This window comes from Bacteroides sp. HF-4919 (genome assembly GCF_018860125.1).
Genome location: NZ_JAHKNF010000015.1, coordinates 1 through 16237 on the forward strand (window position 1 = coordinate 1; position 16237 = coordinate 16237).

8 protein-coding genes and 2 pseudogenes are annotated in these 16237 nt (G+C 43.0%); all 10 read right to left on the minus strand.

All coding sequences use genetic code 11. The features are described from left to right. Window positions 1-372: 372 nt before the first annotated feature. On the minus strand, window positions 373-2247 hold the full coding sequence (locus tag KO473_RS20370) for a beta-galactosidase (protein WP_005822187.1): 1875 nt from the start codon (window positions 2245-2247) through the stop codon (window positions 373-375). Window positions 2248-2764: 517 nt separating this feature from the next. Further along, window positions 2765-3304, minus strand: a pseudogene (locus tag KO473_RS20375) (beta-galactosidase); the annotation flags it as partial. A gap of 87 nt (window positions 3305-3391) precedes the next feature. Further along, window positions 3392-4252, minus strand: coding sequence for a glycoside hydrolase family 16 protein (locus tag KO473_RS20380; RefSeq protein WP_005822185.1), 861 nt, complete (start codon window positions 4250-4252; stop codon window positions 3392-3394). A gap of 30 nt (window positions 4253-4282) precedes the next feature. Continuing rightward, entirely contained in the window at window positions 4283-6643 is a 2361-nt protein-coding gene (locus KO473_RS20385; protein WP_122130212.1) for a family 20 glycosylhydrolase, read from the minus strand. A gap of 256 nt (window positions 6644-6899) precedes the next feature. Further along, on the minus strand, window positions 6900-7733 hold the full coding sequence (locus KO473_RS20390) for a glycoside hydrolase family 16 protein (protein WP_005798047.1): 834 nt from the start codon (window positions 7731-7733) through the stop codon (window positions 6900-6902). A gap of 87 nt (window positions 7734-7820) precedes the next feature. Continuing rightward, complete coding sequence (locus KO473_RS20395; protein WP_005822183.1) at window positions 7821-9437, minus strand: RagB/SusD family nutrient uptake outer membrane protein; 1617 nt, start codon at window positions 9435-9437, stop codon at window positions 7821-7823. Window positions 9438-9451: 14 nt separating this feature from the next. Beyond that, window positions 9452-12697, minus strand: a complete 3246-nt coding sequence (locus KO473_RS20400) for a TonB-dependent receptor (protein ID WP_005822182.1) — start codon at window positions 12695-12697, stop codon at window positions 9452-9454. Between the two features lie 267 nt (window positions 12698-12964). Next, complete coding sequence (locus KO473_RS20405) at window positions 12965-14071, minus strand: cyclically-permuted mutarotase family protein (RefSeq protein WP_250716602.1); 1107 nt, start codon at window positions 14069-14071, stop codon at window positions 12965-12967. Window positions 14072-14200: 129 nt separating this feature from the next. Beyond that, window positions 14201-15439: an MFS transporter gene (locus KO473_RS20410; RefSeq protein ID WP_005822181.1), complete on the minus strand. Its 1239-nt coding sequence runs from the start codon at window positions 15437-15439 to the stop codon at window positions 14201-14203. 9 nt (window positions 15440-15448) lie between these two features. Then, window positions 15449-16213 (minus strand): annotated as a pseudogene (locus KO473_RS20415) (AGE family epimerase/isomerase); the annotation flags it as partial. Between the last annotated feature and the right edge of the window lie 24 nt (window positions 16214-16237).

Below are 16237 nucleotides of genomic sequence, written 5' to 3' on the forward strand. Positions count from 1 at the left end.
GGCATCTTTGACAACTCCTTGACAGATATCACTCTGTTCGATAATTTGTCCCCTCAGGGAAGGGTAGTCAGGGAACGCATAAACCTGCATCCCACACAATAGCGAGAGCGACAGAATTGCTCCCGCTTGTTTTAAAATGTTATTCATAGATTGTTTATTAAAAGATAAAAAACTATTTCAGCGTTATACTTTATCAAAAAACTAAAATCCCCCCCTATTCGTATTTCTTTGATTGAACACACTAAAAACATCAAAATAAATTAATACAATTGGAAGAAACCACCAGCAGATTTTTCCGATCATCCATTTTCAACCTAGACACAAACAGCACAAATATCAGTGCTTATAAATACAACCATTATATCGATAATACTATTTTAAATTCATTAACACGGGTTTTCGGACCGTATTGACGTTCTGTTGGGAAACCTCATTCAACTGTTCAAAAATTACAATCTTATTTTCACCTTTTCTTAACCATACACCCGGAATGTAAAGAGTCTGTTGTGGTCCCACTTTCCAATAACGGCCGATGTGTTTACCATTTATAAAAATAACCCCTTTTCCCCATGCACGCATATCGATAAAGGTATCTCCCGGTTGATCCAATGTGAATTCTCCCTCATAAATAACCGGGCGATCCTTGAATTGAACAGCCTGCAAAGGTGTGTTCCTGCAGACATTATCGCCAAATTCAGTCAATACAGGACATTTATCCATTGGTAACCGATACATATTCCAGCCACCCGTAATTTCTTTACCGGCAACAGTGACAGGACTGATAATCCCCTTTGTGTTATATACAATCTCACTTCCATAGTTGATACGTCCCATATTCTCCACCAAAATCTGTAAAGTGGCATTGAACGGGATATCTATCTCCATAGAATATGTTCTGGTATTGCGATTTAAAACACCTATTTTCTCACCATCTACATAAACCACGGCATAATCACGTAATCCTGGGATTTCAAGGATTCCACTGATAGGTTGATTGAAATGACGGGTGTACAAAACGTAACCATATCCCTGATTAAGTTGCTCGAACGTCAGAGGAGTAGAGGCGTTCACTGGTTGTATACTTTGTGCAAGAAGCAGGGCATCAACTACCCTCTCCAGTTTTATCGAAGAGATTTCTATAACCGGTATAGGGGCAGGAGGAGTAGGTATGGGATATTTCACATATTTCTGGATGACGGAACGTATAGAATCATATTTTGGAGTGATCCAACCGGCCTCGCTGATAGGAGCATCATAGTCATAACTGGTCAAATCAGGCTGTATATCCCTTTTCTTGTCATAATTGGCACCGCTGGTAAAACCAAAGTTCGTTCCTCCATGCACCATATAAAAATTAAATGAAACATTATTTTGCAGATAAGCCTCAGTCTGGCGGGCGATTTCCGAGGCAGAGACCTGAGGAAACGGTTCTCCCCAATGCGACAGCCAGCCCGGATAAAACTCTGCAACCATATACGGTCCTTTGCCACCATGATACTGGTTCACCACCTTTTTAAGATTAGCGATATCACTCTCCCCATTGGCCGTAGGCAGGGCACCTGCCACACACCCGCCCTCAAACAACCAACTTCCATCGGAGGTGAACAACGGAACGGTAAATCCGGCATCAGCCAGCTGCCCTTTGATCTTTGCATTATAGGAACGGTGCTCTTCAAACGATATATCTTTACGCTGGGAAACGTATGAGCCAAACTCATTTTCACACTGCACCATAATGATAGGACCACCTTTGGTACATTGCAGGGGGCCCACTTCCTGATACAGACGATCAATATATTTTTTCGTATATTTCAGAAACTCCGTATTATCCCTCCTTATTTCCATACCTGGTATATTCTGCAGCCACCAAGGATACCCGCCGAATTCCCACTCGGCACAAACATAAGGTCCGGGACGAAGGATGACCATCATCCCTTCTTCCCCGGCAATCCTTATATATTCTGCCAAATTCTTATCTCCGGAAAAATCCCATTTTCCAGGTTCAACCTCATGAAGATTCCAAAAAACATACGTTGCCACGGTATTAAGTCCCATTCCTTTCATCATCTGCAAGCGGTGGCGCCAATATTGGTGTGGTATACGGGCATAATGCATCTCTCCAGAAAGAATAGGGGTTGTCTCCCCATACCGATAAAAATGTCCATCCCTGATCTCAAAAGGAATTTTTTCCTGAGACATGGAATTCATTGAGCAAAGTAACAATAGTAGAAGGCAAAAAATCTTCATATGAAATCTTATAGAATTAAATTATACACATATTGTTTATACTTTTACTTTTCAGTCCTACGTAACAAATGATATTTATTTATCGCCCGTATCAGACTCATTCCCATTTTTTCACTTTTACATTTTCGTACTCCTTCACATCCTTGGAATATTATGGCTAGACATTAGCGTACCTATAAAGTTCCCCCCCCCTTATCTGTTATGACGAAAAACTCATCATAACTGCCTGCCAGTAAAACACTATCCGATTTGCAGTGGTCAAACGCATTAAAAATAGCATATTTCCTTAGCGCACTATCCCACACGAACCAAGATGATATCTTAAGAAACAAAAATATAAGATATATATATATCATTTATTTTTTGCAAAATTAAATTGGAACACACAAAGAAAGATCAAAAATCATGTAAAATAACTCATGTATTGTCCAATGTTACTATCTTTTTTACTAATAGACATATGTTTAGCAACATTTATACACATATATTGTTTATTGATAAAAATATCCCTACGCTAGGAAACGTATGAGCCAAACTCATTTTCACACTGTACCATAATGATAGGGCCACCCTTGATATATTACAAGAGAGTAGTTCCCGAAACAGACAATCAATATATTTTTTCGTATATTTCAGAAACTCCGTATTATCCCTCTTTATTTTCCATACCTGGTATATTCTGCAGCCACCAAGGATACCCGCCGAATTCCCACTCGGCACAAACATAAGGTCCGGGACGAAGGATGACCATCATCACTTCCTCCCCGACAATCCTTATATATTCCGCCAGATTCTCATCTTCGGAAAAATTGGTTCAACCTCGTGGAGATTCCCAAAAACATACGTTGCCACGGTATTAAGCCCATTACTTTCATCATTTGCAAGCGGTGGCGCCAATATTAGTGTGGTATACGGACATAATGCATCTCTCTAGAAAGAATAGGGGTTTCTCCCCATACCGATAAAAATGTCCATCCCTGATCTCGAAAGGAATTTTTTCCTGAGACATGGAATTCATTGAGCAAAGCAACAATAGTAGAAGGCAAAAAATCTTCATATGAAATCTTATAAAATTAAATTATACACATATATTGTTTACACTTATTACCTTTCAGTTTTAAAACAGCCTTGTAACAAATGATATTTATTTATCGCCCGTATCGGACTGATTTTCATTATTTAACGACACAACACGCACCCAGTCAACCCACATCTCTCCCGGCAAATCTTCATCACAGATTTCTCCCGACCATGTCATCCTGCCATTCAATTCGCCTCCCAACGAGAAGTTCAGAATTATATTGAAGGGATATTCACAAAACGGATACTGTAATTTCCCCTCATCCAAGTATTGATTCCCATATCTCCAGGTCTCTTTGCCGTCGACATAGAATATAACTTCCTTTTCAGTACGCTCCACTGCATATACATGATCCTTAGTCACATCAAAGTTTTTATCAGGATTCTTGTTAGTTACGCCCGCAGAACCGTTTGCTCCGTTTATATAATAAGTATGTACTGTCTGATAGATCTGCAAGGGAGTTCCTTGAACCCATTCCATAAGATCTATTTCTCCCCCTCTGGGCCATTCCGGTGCTCCTATGGGCATTTGCCAGATAGCGGGAAAACCTCCACGAACCAATTTGGTTAATCTGGCTTTAACTTCCAAACGTGTACCACAGGGAAAACCGATTTTGGAGAATACCCCGCCATTTTTATAAGTCCCGTTATCCTTACAGGCCCTCAACTTCAAATAACCATCCTCCACTTTTACGTTTTCATAACCATTCACATCCCTAAACCACTGTGACCAGGCATTGTTAGCATACGTACAAAGTTTCCAGACTGCTGTATCGGGCACGACGGAGCTACCGTCAAAACTGTCAACAAATAAAACACTATCCGGTTTAATCCGATCCTCTGTCCCTACTCTTTCTTCTCTGGCAGATGCATGGATAATACCCCCGCCTGCAATAAACAGAAAACAATATAAAATTCGTCTCATATGATTATATTTTTAAAAAGATTATAAGCTCTACTTTTTTCTCCAAAGCATGTCACTTGTTATTTTTCGGAATTTTTTCTCATCAGACTTTCGCAGCATGACAACTCCGTTATTCCAGTTCGAAGGCCATCCTCCGATGATGTGCCCCAAGAAAACGAGTTTCAACTCATGCATCCCCTTCTCCAAAGCAATGGAGCGGTCATTTCGGGAATGACGTTTCACCTCTCCACCATTGTTTACAAGTAATTTTCCGCCGACCCAAACCTCTTCCAGATCAGAGGAGAAAAAGTAAACACCATTTTCAGGAATATCAATAAATCCAGTGGCCACAGCAGCATATTGTCTTACGTCTCGCATAGAATTCGTAGAAGGCACGAATGACGTTAATTCCCCCGTTTCTCTGATATCCGTACTGACATCCACACTCTTGCCCGTTTTCATAAACTCCTGCATATTAAGAAACATACCGTATGTCACTTCCATATTTAACCCATGAAAACTCCCTTCTACATCCACAGCAGGCAAAAGTACCTGCTTCTCTATCTGGATTGTACGCACTTTGCTCAGTTTTCCAGAGGATAGCAACGAAGCGATCTTAAGGATACCGTTCTGATAAAAAGAAAGAGGAGAAGTATAAATTTCCGAGGATACTCCAGGTTCAGTACCGTCAATCGTATAAACTAAGCTAATAGGACGGCTCGTGGTAAATTCCAGAGACACACTGTCTGTAAAAGCGATATGGTCACAAGAACCGCCCGGCTGCTCCGGCAATGGAATGTGGTAATTGACGCCATGTCCGTCCAGACGGACATACGCGTTGTTGATACGCCGTTCAAAATCCACGTAATTCTTGCGTTTGGCATCAGTCCAGGCGACTTCCGCCAAAGCCAAGGAACGGGGATACATGTGATACTCACGGATATCATTATTATAAAAATATTCACTCCAATTATTAGCCTGAACCCCTATTATATGATGGTCCTTCCCAATAAGCACCAATGTGTCGGGTACGGGATTGTAATTATACACTTTTTCCAAAGTCGAACAACCGCCGATAGCTATAGGCTCAATCTTGCTGTCCCCCTGATAATAATCCAGATAGAGCCCGTTCGGACCGGGAGACATTATCGCATCATGTCCCGATAAAGCGGCCGATATACCGCCGGCATCACCCCGCCATGACATAATGGTCGCCGTGGAGTCAGGCTTGCCTTCCAGAATCTCATCCCAACCGATTATTTTTTTATCATATCGGGCTAAATATTTCCCTATGCGCTCCACAACGTAAGTATGCAGCAACTGCTCTGAAGTATGCTTGCCATCAGGCTTTATTCCCTCCTCCAGAATACGCTTCTGACAAAGGGGACAGGACTTCCAACTCTCTTTGGGGCATTCATCACCGCCAATATGGAAATAGGTGCCCGGAAAAAGGGCAACCATCTCATCAATGACATTTTCCAGGAATGTAAAAACACTCTCCTTACCCGGACACATTACGATATCCTCCACTCCCCAAATATTCCGAGGGGTAACGGGGTCTCCCTTACAGGACAGCCCGGGATAGGCGGATATAGCCGCAAGTTCATGTCCCGGAATTTCTAATTCCGGAATAATGGTGATAAAACGCTCGGCCGCATACGAGACAATGTCCTTGATCTCTTCCTGAGTATAATAAAAGGGGCCGTATTCCACGCCTTCCCCTTCAATACGCCTGCCGCCGATCTCCGCCAATCCTGGATATTGTTTTATTTCAATACGCCATCCCTGGTCGTCCGTCAGATGCCAGTGAATCGTATTTATTTTGAACATGGATAAAACATCTATCTGCTTCTTCACTTCTTCAACCGTCATAAAATGGCGGCAAGGATCCATATGTATTCCGCGGTATGCAAAACGTGGCGAGTCGATAATATTGGCGGCAGGAGCCTCCCAGTCAACATCCCGCACGATCCCGGCACTTTCTATTTCTGCCGGAAGCAACTGCAGAAAACTCTGCATCCCGTAAAATAATCCCCGGGGAGAACACGCTGTTACCTGCACACGGGATGATTCCACATCCAATGCATAGCCTTCCGGAGAGAACGTTGCACAAGAATCCAGTACTAGAGTAATTTCTCCTTTATCCTCCACCTTGACATCGTACCCGGTTGCCAGACTGATTTTAGCGGCAAAATACGTTGCAATCTTTTTTGCCTCAGGGGTAATGGCTCCTATAGAAACACCATCGGACAATTTGAAACTTCCCTCACGCTTTTCTAAAGAGCGGGGCGTGGGAATGATATTAATGCCGGCATTATATGATTTCGCAACATGTCCGCCCTCTCTACACGAGAGTGACGAAATCAAGAATATGCCTGCGCATAAAAACAAGATACTTTTTTTAATATTCATCAAGATACAATTATTGCATTAAACTTTTTCTCTTTGAAGGACAAGAACACATTATGGGAGAGTGGAGAAATATTATTATCCGTCTTTCCCAAGAATACCGAAGAGGACTTGTCGACACAACAATGCCGACAAATCCTTTCAATAGAGATCACCCCTAAAACAAACTTTTACGTCAAAAAATGAAAAATATAAATTACCTATCATATCACATCATAGAATATATCTTGTCAACCTCTACCAGCGTGCTTTACAAAATCTATTTCCACTGATATACCCGCACATAATCAACTTGCATGGTAAAAGGTAAATGTTTCTCATTTATAGGACCAGCCATCCCCTTTCCACCTGCAACATTCAATATCAAGAAGAAAGGAATATCAAAGGGCCATTGTACAGCGCCCAAACCCTTGTTATAATAGGTTGCGCAAACTTCTCCATTTACCATAAAATCAATTTTCTTATCGTTCCATTCTATTCCCCATATATTCCATTCACCCCGCTTGAATTTAGACCCTGAATGACCAAAAGGATATGTCTTTTGCTCCGTACCAGTAGTATGTACCGTTTGTACAGCAACATCTAAATCTTTTATATGCTCCATTATATCTATTTCACCACTTGCAGGCCATCCCCCATATTTTGAGCTGGCGGGCATCATCCATATAGCCGGCCATGAACCGTCCCCTGATGAAAACTTGGCCTTGACCTCTACCTTACCATAAGTAAAATCAAATTTCCCCCCATCAGTGCGTATACTTCCGGATTTATATCCGCGGGGATCTGTTTCATCCTTCATAAACTTGAGATTCAACATGCCATCTTCACACCAAACAACGGATGTATCATTCGGCTTATAATAATAGGCATGAGCAACATCTCCCCTGGGAGTATAATTCCACTTCTTGGAGTCAACGGCCCCATCGATATTAAATTCATCTGCAAAAATTAAAACCCACGAATTATCATCCTCATTATCAATGGTATCCCTAGCCTGTTGGTTTTGATTGTTAACAAAAGAGGTAGAGGTTTCATCTGAACATCCGACAAATAAACTACAAAAAAACAATAAAGTAAAATATTTCATTTTCATACAATCTCTATTTATATAATTAAATACACGGAAAAGTACATCCGGTTGGAATAAGACATACCTTCCCCTCCAACCGGATACCCTCATTTATTCTTCTTGCTTTTCGTAACCGGGGGTCTGTTCCAAGGCCGAATCATTATTAAGTATCTCATTATCCAACGGCCACAAAACTTTATATGCCTCAGTTTCTTGATTAAGCACCGCTCGTTTACCTTCAATATCCCCTTCTTTGCAGAACACTAATGGAATTCCGTCCTTTGCATTTTTCATGCGGCACAAATCCCACCAACGCTGTCCTTCCTGTACAAACTCCTTATCCTTTTCATGTAAAATAGCTAATTCATTAGTTAGAAAATCAGATGCCTTATATATATGCGAACCTGTCTCAGACTTATACGCCCTATTTCTGACTAAATTTATATATCTCTCAACATTTACATTATCACTCTCCATATTAGCAATCTCGGCTAATGCCAGATATACCCAGGATAAACGATAAAGAATAAAATCACCATCATAAACTCTGTTCCCCTGAGCATTGAGAGAACCCAAATTCTTACATACATGGGTACCATATATGTATAATTCTCCACTTTCCTTTTTCCGATATGAAGGCATAAATGTAGCTTCACGACGAGAATCACTATCCTCAAACTTCTCATAAAGGGCGAACTTATACTCATACTGCTGCTGCCCGTTATTCTGTATATCAAGCGCATCATTCCAAACACTTCCATCCGCCCTGTAACTATCTTTATTGGTCGTCCCGGAAACAAGGGAATAAGTATATGCGCGAGGAAGTGAATTTTCAGCTTCACCCTCCATATAGGAAACGGCCAATATCACTTCACTATTACCTTCGTTATCGGTGCTGAATATACGCTTAAAATCCTGTTGCAACTGGAGTCCATAATTACCCTCTACATTTTTTAAGAAATGCTTGGCCTTTGACAAATCTGATATATCGGCCTTGTTATCACCAATGGTCACTTTAGAATTCCATAAATAGACCTCGCCGGCCAGACATTCCGTAGCGGCCTTTGACCAGTATAACTTATTGCCGTGTCCATATGGGTCGAAACCTGATTGTTCTCCAAAATACTGAAGTGAAGTGTCCAGATCCTTTTTAATCTGTGCCATGACTTCACTGGGTTTAGCCCTCCCCAAGGAAAGTTTGAGCGGGTCAAGCTCTCCTTCGACAACTTCCACACCCAAACGAATGGGCACCCCACCATAGACCCTATAAAGATCAAAATAGTAAAAGGCGCGAAGACCATATGCCTGTCCCAAATAATAATTCTTTTTATTCTCCGGCATAAAAGCGGCATCTGTTACATGGGCAATAAAAAGATTGATATTAGTTATACAACCATAAATATCTCCAAATTTACTAACTCCAGGAGTCTCTCTGGATAAATTCTGTAAAATAATTGCACCGTTGGAAATAGTCAGTCCATCTGCACTTACACCATCCTTGTAATGCCCCCCCCTCAATTCTCCAAAAGTGATGACGTGCTGCCCGGCCTTAGCTCTTAAGGCATCATGAAGCCCATCCACATATGCACTGACCTGGGCCTCCGTCTTCCAGAAATTGCCGCTTCCATAATTGTCTATCGGGGCGAGATCGAGCAGGTCCCCGCATGAAGTTGTAACAATAGCAGCTACACACAACACCATATGATTTATAAATTTTATCTTTCTCATCTTATTCCAATTTTTTAAAATGTAACATTAACGCCAAGAATGACGGTCCGTGGCAAGGGGTATCCCGAGGAGATTTCCGGACTCACTGTCCTGGCAGATGTCAAATAACCCAAATTTTGTCCTGTAATTGAGAATTGTAACTTCTGCATATACAGTTTTTTAGACAATTCTTGAGGAAGAGTATATGACAGAGACAACTCCCTGACACCTAAATAGTTGCCCTTGGATGCAAACAAGGTAGAGGTGCGGTTGTAGTTGGCGGTTCCTAGCTGATCACCATATACATAACGGGGATATTTTGCATTTGGATTGCTTTCATTCCAGGTGTTGAAGACATCCTTTGTCGTATTGTAAGTCCCCTGCATACATCCTAAGAGCCATGGGGTTTGATTATCGTAAACCCAATAATCAAGCGCGAAATCAAAACGGGCATACAAGCTAAGTCCCTTCCAAGACATTGTGGTATTAAAACCACCAAACCAGCGAGGAGTGGTATTTCCTATTACCACCTGATCATACTGGTCAATCATGCCATCTCCATTCACATCCTTCCATTTCATATCTCCCGGCTTAATCTCTACACCTTTTGCCTGCTCGGCAGCAGAAAGTCTCTTCCAGGCATCAGGACCATACTGATATTTACCTTGAGCATTACCAGACTTTACAACCAAATCTCCGGGAATGTCATCCATACTTTGGTAAATACCTTCTGCCTGATAACCGACAAGCACGCCATATTCCATTCCTTCCTGAAAACCTCCGACCCACACCTTCTCATCTTCGAATACACCTGTTTCCGGATTTGCTATCTTCCGTCCTGTGTACACCTGCTGTCCTTCCTGTCTGTTGCGCGGCTCTTTGTTATAGGGCAGGGCTATGATCTTATTTTTGTTATAAGTTATATTAAGGGAAGCGTCCCAAGTAAAATCCCTGGTTTCCATAATTTTACCGGAAAGCTGTAGCTCAATTCCACGATTACGCAGTTTCCCATTATTGTTCCTTATAGAAGAGAATCCCGTGGTTGAGGGAAGTGTGAGGTCCGCATATTTGTCAGAGGTCAGACGGTTGTAATAATCGATATCCAGATTCAACCGTCCATCCAAAAGTCCTACATTCAAGCCTATGTCAAAGCTGGCCGTCTTTTCCCAACGAAGGGAAGGATTGGGTAAGGCTCCTATCAGGAAACCGTTATTACCATGATATTTGTTTGAATTATATGAACCTTGAAGGGTATATGGACCGATTCCGCTGGCATTACCGTTCAAACCGTAACTAGCCCTCAGCTTTCCATAATAAAGGAAAGGAAGTGACTCCTTCACAAAATCCTCTTTCGTGAAAACCCAGCCACCGGAAACTCCCGGAAAAAAACCCCACCGGTTCTTACCCAACAAAGAAGAATAACCGTCATAACGGAATACTCCAGAGAATAAATATTTACCCTCATAGTCATAGTTCAAACGACCAAAATAAGACAGGATACGGTAACGGCTATGACTCGAATCTATAGAACGTTTTCCCTCACCCGCATCGGTCAAGCCTAATTTTTTAAAATCATCGGTAGAGGCACCAAAACCGGATGCTGAGAAACCGTTATTATACTGATCATAAAACTCACTACCAAGCATAACATTCAAATTATGTGAAGTGGCAAATGTTGTTGTATAGTCCAAAACGGCATTATAAGTCTGAGAGAACTGGCGGGAATAGCTCGCACTGGTTGAACGGGTTCGATCCCATTGTCCCGGAACCGTCTCATAATCCTTGCGCATATTTTCTTCTACAGTATGAAAATAATACCAGCTGGCAGAGGCCCTCAAAACCAACCCTTTGAATAAATTTGCTTCCACGGACTGCATAAGGGTCAATTTGGTCCGTTCATTGTCCTGGTCATAACTTCTTGCAACATAGGTCTGGTTACCGTCGCCCGGAGATGGACCCAACGTCGAATTACCGTCTTCGTCTTCAAAACGGACGGTGGGGGGGGAGCTCATCACGCGACCAAAATAATCCGCCTCCGTCCCCCAATCGTTGTTTAACCATACATAATTAGCACGGCTGAAAGTTGCATTGGAAGTCGTTTTCAACCAATCCGCAATTTTGTATGAACCATTAAATGTGAAATTATAACGTGTATACTCGGTAGTGATAGGAGCTCCTGGGGAATCATTATAGCCCAAACTAGCATAATAAGTACCCCTATCATTACCACCGGACATACTGACTGTATAATCCTGCGTAACTACCGGGTTACGAAGATTATACTCCTCCGGCTTTGTCTCTTTGTATATGATTGTTTTGGAAGGATCCAAGGGGTCCGGCATTTCACGCCATCCCTTATCCAAAAGGTAGGCGTTTGCATCTGTTTTTCCCATAATGTTCCATACCATTTTCGGTCCAATCTGATTTCCCGTACCCAAGGCAGTGGAACCTGTCAAACTCGCCTGAGGTGCCCACGGGGTATTTTTATAGGCGGTACGAAGGGCTATAATATAGTCTTCCGCGCCCAGAAAATCATAGGGATTATTAACGTAACCAAGCCCCACATTGGCCCTAAAGTTTATTTCCCGATGTCCTGCCTTGCCTGACTTTGTCGTAATCAAAATGACACCATTACTTGCACGGGCGCCGTAGATGGCTGTAGCCCCGGCATCCTTCAGCACATCCATAGATGCAATATCCTGAGGATTGATATCATCAAAATTATCACGAAGCTGCCCGTCCACTACCACCAAGGGCCCCCCGGAACCATCGAAATTTGTACCACCACGTAATATAATTTTAGGAGACGAGGTTGGATTCCCCGAGGTGAGAGAGACCTTCAAACCGGGAACAGAGCCTGACAAGGCCTGAGAGGGATTGGTGTATATACCCTTGTCCAACATCTGGGGATTGACTGTCGAAATGGAATTCGTAAGTTTGGATCGTGATACCTTACCGCCATAACCCGTAACAACAACTTCCTGCAAAAGTTCACTGTCCTCTTTCAATACAATCTTAAAATTTGTTTTTCCCTTCACACTCAAGGTTTGGGAAGAGAAGCCGATGAATGATACCTGAATACTGGCATTCTCAGAAACAGAAAGTGTAAAATTGCCATCAACGTCAGAGACCGTACCATTCGTTGTCCCGACTTCCACAATACTGGCACCAATAACGGCCTCTCCCGCAGTATCCGTTATTATGCCCGTAATACTCTTCTTCTGTGCTACAGCTACAATGGAGCACAAAAGGAAAATAAATAAAATAAAATTCTTTTTCATGCAATTTGATGTTTTTCATTAAAAATTAATTTTGTAATAAAGGGGGATTCAGATCCCCAAAAGTCACAGTTCATGAAGATACAAATAAACACATATCAATTAAATTTGTAGGTTAATTTATGGATGCAAAGAAAATCTGCATAAAATAAAAAAAAGTCAGAAATCATTTAAAAAAACTCATCCAACATCCAGAACATGAAAATTCCATCAAAAAAAGAACCACAAAACAGAATGAAAGGGCCCAAGCTTACATCTTCAATTCCGCTGTTATTTTTGAAGAGATATACGGCAGATACCAGGAGTTCTCACGCCGGGCTTAAGCTCTCCCCCAATATAGAACAAAATATCTCCAAATACAACCAATGAGGAACCGGCCCGAGCCAGCATCGGAGAAGGGACACCAATCCGTATCCACTCACCCGACCGTACGTTATACGCCAGCAGCTGATCATTAAAACGATACCATTCTATAGGCTGTAGGAGATACTCTGATTCACGAACCATCTGATAGCGGGCACTGATGGCATCCTCAAAAATATCCCGATTAACCCCGCCTGCACATATAAGCAGAACATCCCCATAGGAGACCGAGGCACCGCCCGTCAATGTGAGAGGTTCACCTTTTGTGGTGAGAGGTGCCTTAACCACCTGCCATTGTCCAGATTCAGGATGGTAACATAATCCATCTGTTGAAACAGACGCATCCCCTCCGGAGGTAAATCCACCGAAAACATACAATTTGCCAAGCAGAGAGGAACACACAGGCTGCACACGTGGCCTCCCGGGAAAAGGAACCTCTGTCCATCCTGCAGAATAATTGTCCAAGCAAAGAGAGAACATGGAACTGGAAGGAATCCCGTTCCTATTCCCACCCAGGACATACAATGTATCGCCCAATAGGGTTGCCGACATATTATCAACCGCATGAGGAAGCGGAGGCAAAGTCTCACATATCAAGCCTGAATCCTTCATGCAATCAAAAGAAAAGGAAAGTACGGAAGAAAACCGGTCGGAAGAGTTGCTTCCTCCAATAAAAATAAGCCTATCCGGCAAGGATACCGTAGCTCCATAGGCCACCTCCATAGGAAGTTCTCCAGCCTTCACCCAACGCAAGGAAGAAGAGTCATCCACCCGGGCTATATAAATGCCCTTATAATAATGCTTGATCCCCCCTTCCGAAACCGGTTTATCCGGGAAATTGCATCCGCCGGCCATTAACAAGAAATCTCCTAACTTTCCGGCATAGCAACCGGATACTCCCAAAGCATATCCGGATTCTCCATCGGGAAAACCGTTCATGACATCAATTGTTGCAGCCCCGGGAATACTAACATCTGACGGGGTACAAGTTGACAAACCTAAACCTGCAATCATACAAACAAGTATATTTTTCTGATAATTCCACATAAACACTTTATTAAACGGAGCGACAAAGATCTTTCCTGGCCAATTCGTAAAATCATGATATATTTCCGAGCAGAGACAGACTCCGCAAAACTCATACTACTCCATGTTATCCGTTTGGGGCCTTAGGAAATAAAGCTGCAGGACAAGGGCACATAAAACACCGACACCAAGTATGGCGAACCCAAATCCCAGATTCCCCTGGTCAGTCCACCGCCCCAACACATGGGTCACGGCCGCTCCGGCGAAGACGCCTGTCATATTCATGATTCCATAGGCTGTAGCACGGTATCCGGAAGGAACAAACTGGCAAAGAATAGGCATATTGTTTGCATCAAAGATGCCGAACCCCAGACCGAACAGCAGACCTGCCCCGACCACACCGAAAACACTATGAGCGAACCCCAACAATAGCAAGGCAGGGATCGTTAACCCCAATCCAATAGCCCCTGTATACACACGACCACGAATATTTTTTAGGACCCAACGGTCAGACAGTATCCCTCCGGCAATTACTCCGAGAAAAGAGGAGAGCGCTATTGTGATCGTGGACAACGGACCGGCTTCGGACATAGGCATATCCAAACTGTCAGAGAACAGGGTCGGAAGCCAATTTTTAGTAGCCCAGCTAGGCAGGGAGGGCACCGCAAAATAGAACAGAATCACCCAAAAGGCGATATTGCAGAATAACAGCGACATTCCTTTGAAGATAGACGGGGAAGGTGCTTTCACCCCTTCGCGACACACCTGCTCTGCCGTGCCTGTCCCCTTGTTCTCACGAAGAAAAAGGATCAGAACGACTGCGTATATGATCCCAATAATTCCGAAGCCATGAAAAGTGGCATGCCAGGAATAGACGGCAGACACGGTGGCCCCGAATCCCCCGATAGCCTGACCGGTATAAAGGCCCGTCATATGAATACCCACGGCTAGCGAACGTGACTTTCCCTGGTGCCAATCCGCTATTAGGGAAAGGCCGGCCGGTATATACAAAGCCTCACTGATCCCCATTACAGCACGCAACCAATAAAGCTGTGTGAACGTTTCAGCGTATCCCATTCCATAAGTAACCGCTGACCAGACAAACAAACTGCCTACAATCAACCATTTGCGATTAAGACGATCAGCGATCATGCCCGCAACAGGACTCATGAATCCGTAAATCCAAAGAAAGACCGCCATCAGACGACCAAAGTTCTCCGCAGACTCAAGCGCCGAGATATCCACTTGCATGGCTTCTTTCATGGTGGAAAGCATCTGGCGGTCCATATAATTGAGAAGGGCCACTCCCCAAAGCAAACCAACCAATATCCAGGGATATATTCTGTTGTTTTTCATTATGTCCAATTACAATTTTATATTTTCCGTACCGGACAGACCGGATAAGATCTCGTTACACAGAACATGGCCCTTAATCATCATTCTGGGAATATGAAAAGGCCCTTTGAAGATATTCCCCTTGGCGGGCTGGGCCACACTGCCGTCGCGATGCAGATACCCGTACCATTCTCCGTATTCCCGGTCCGGGAAATGTGCATATGTCCAATCACTAACCTGATTGTGCATTTTCAAGTATTTTTCATCTCCTGTAGCTTCATAGGCATACAAAGTGGCAATGATTGCTTCCGTCTGCGGCCACCAGAATTTCATATCCTGTGAATAATCCTGTACGGGGAGATTCCTACAATCACGAAAATTGATGATACCGCCGAAATCCTTATCCCAGCCCCACTCCCAAGACCAGTCCAGAATGGTCAGGGCTGTTTCAAGCATCTCCTTGTCCCAGCCACGGTATCTGGATTCTTCAAGTATGAACCATGCCGTTTCAATACAATGCCCGGGATTGATGATACGTCCGTTAATGGTATCTATAAACTCACCGTTTTCCCCCACAGTCTCAAGCAGGGCATGAAACTCAGGATGCATAAAAAAAGTCTTCAAATCGGAAAGCGAATCATCGATTCTGGCTGTTAATACGGGATTGTCAATAGCCTCACGTATACGGGAAGCTGTATTGATCAGAATCATCGTAATGGAATGCCCCCGCAAGGAAAGGGTATCACAATATTTCGGAGACAATATTCCTGGGGTCGTAATGAAACGAAGCACCCGGAAGGTGTCTGAAAAGGATGCCTT

Bases quoted from the DNA above. Each gene is read 5' to 3' on its own strand.
- KO473_RS20370 (WP_005822187.1), bottom strand. From the start codon at position 2,247: ATGAAGATTTTTTGCCTTCTACTATTGTTACTTTGCTCAATGAATTCC.
- KO473_RS20380 (WP_005822185.1), bottom strand. From the start codon at position 4,252: ATGAGACGAATTTTATATTGTTTTCTGTTTATTGCAGGCGGGGGTATT.
- KO473_RS20385 (WP_122130212.1), bottom strand. From the start codon at position 6,643: ATGAATATTAAAAAAAGTATCTTGTTTTTATGCGCAGGCATATTCTTG.
- KO473_RS20390 (WP_005798047.1), bottom strand. From the start codon at position 7,733: ATGAAAATGAAATATTTTACTTTATTGTTTTTTTGTAGTTTATTTGTC.
- KO473_RS20395 (WP_005822183.1), bottom strand. From the start codon at position 9,437: ATGAGAAAGATAAAATTTATAAATCATATGGTGTTGTGTGTAGCTGCT.
- KO473_RS20400 (WP_005822182.1), bottom strand. From the start codon at position 12,697: ATGAAAAAGAATTTTATTTTATTTATTTTCCTTTTGTGCTCCATTGTA.
- KO473_RS20405 (WP_250716602.1), bottom strand. From the start codon at position 14,071: ATGATTGCAGGTTTAGGTTTGTCAACTTGTACCCCGTCAGATGTTAGT.
- KO473_RS20410 (WP_005822181.1), bottom strand. From the start codon at position 15,439: ATGAAAAACAACAGAATATATCCCTGGATATTGGTTGGTTTGCTTTGG.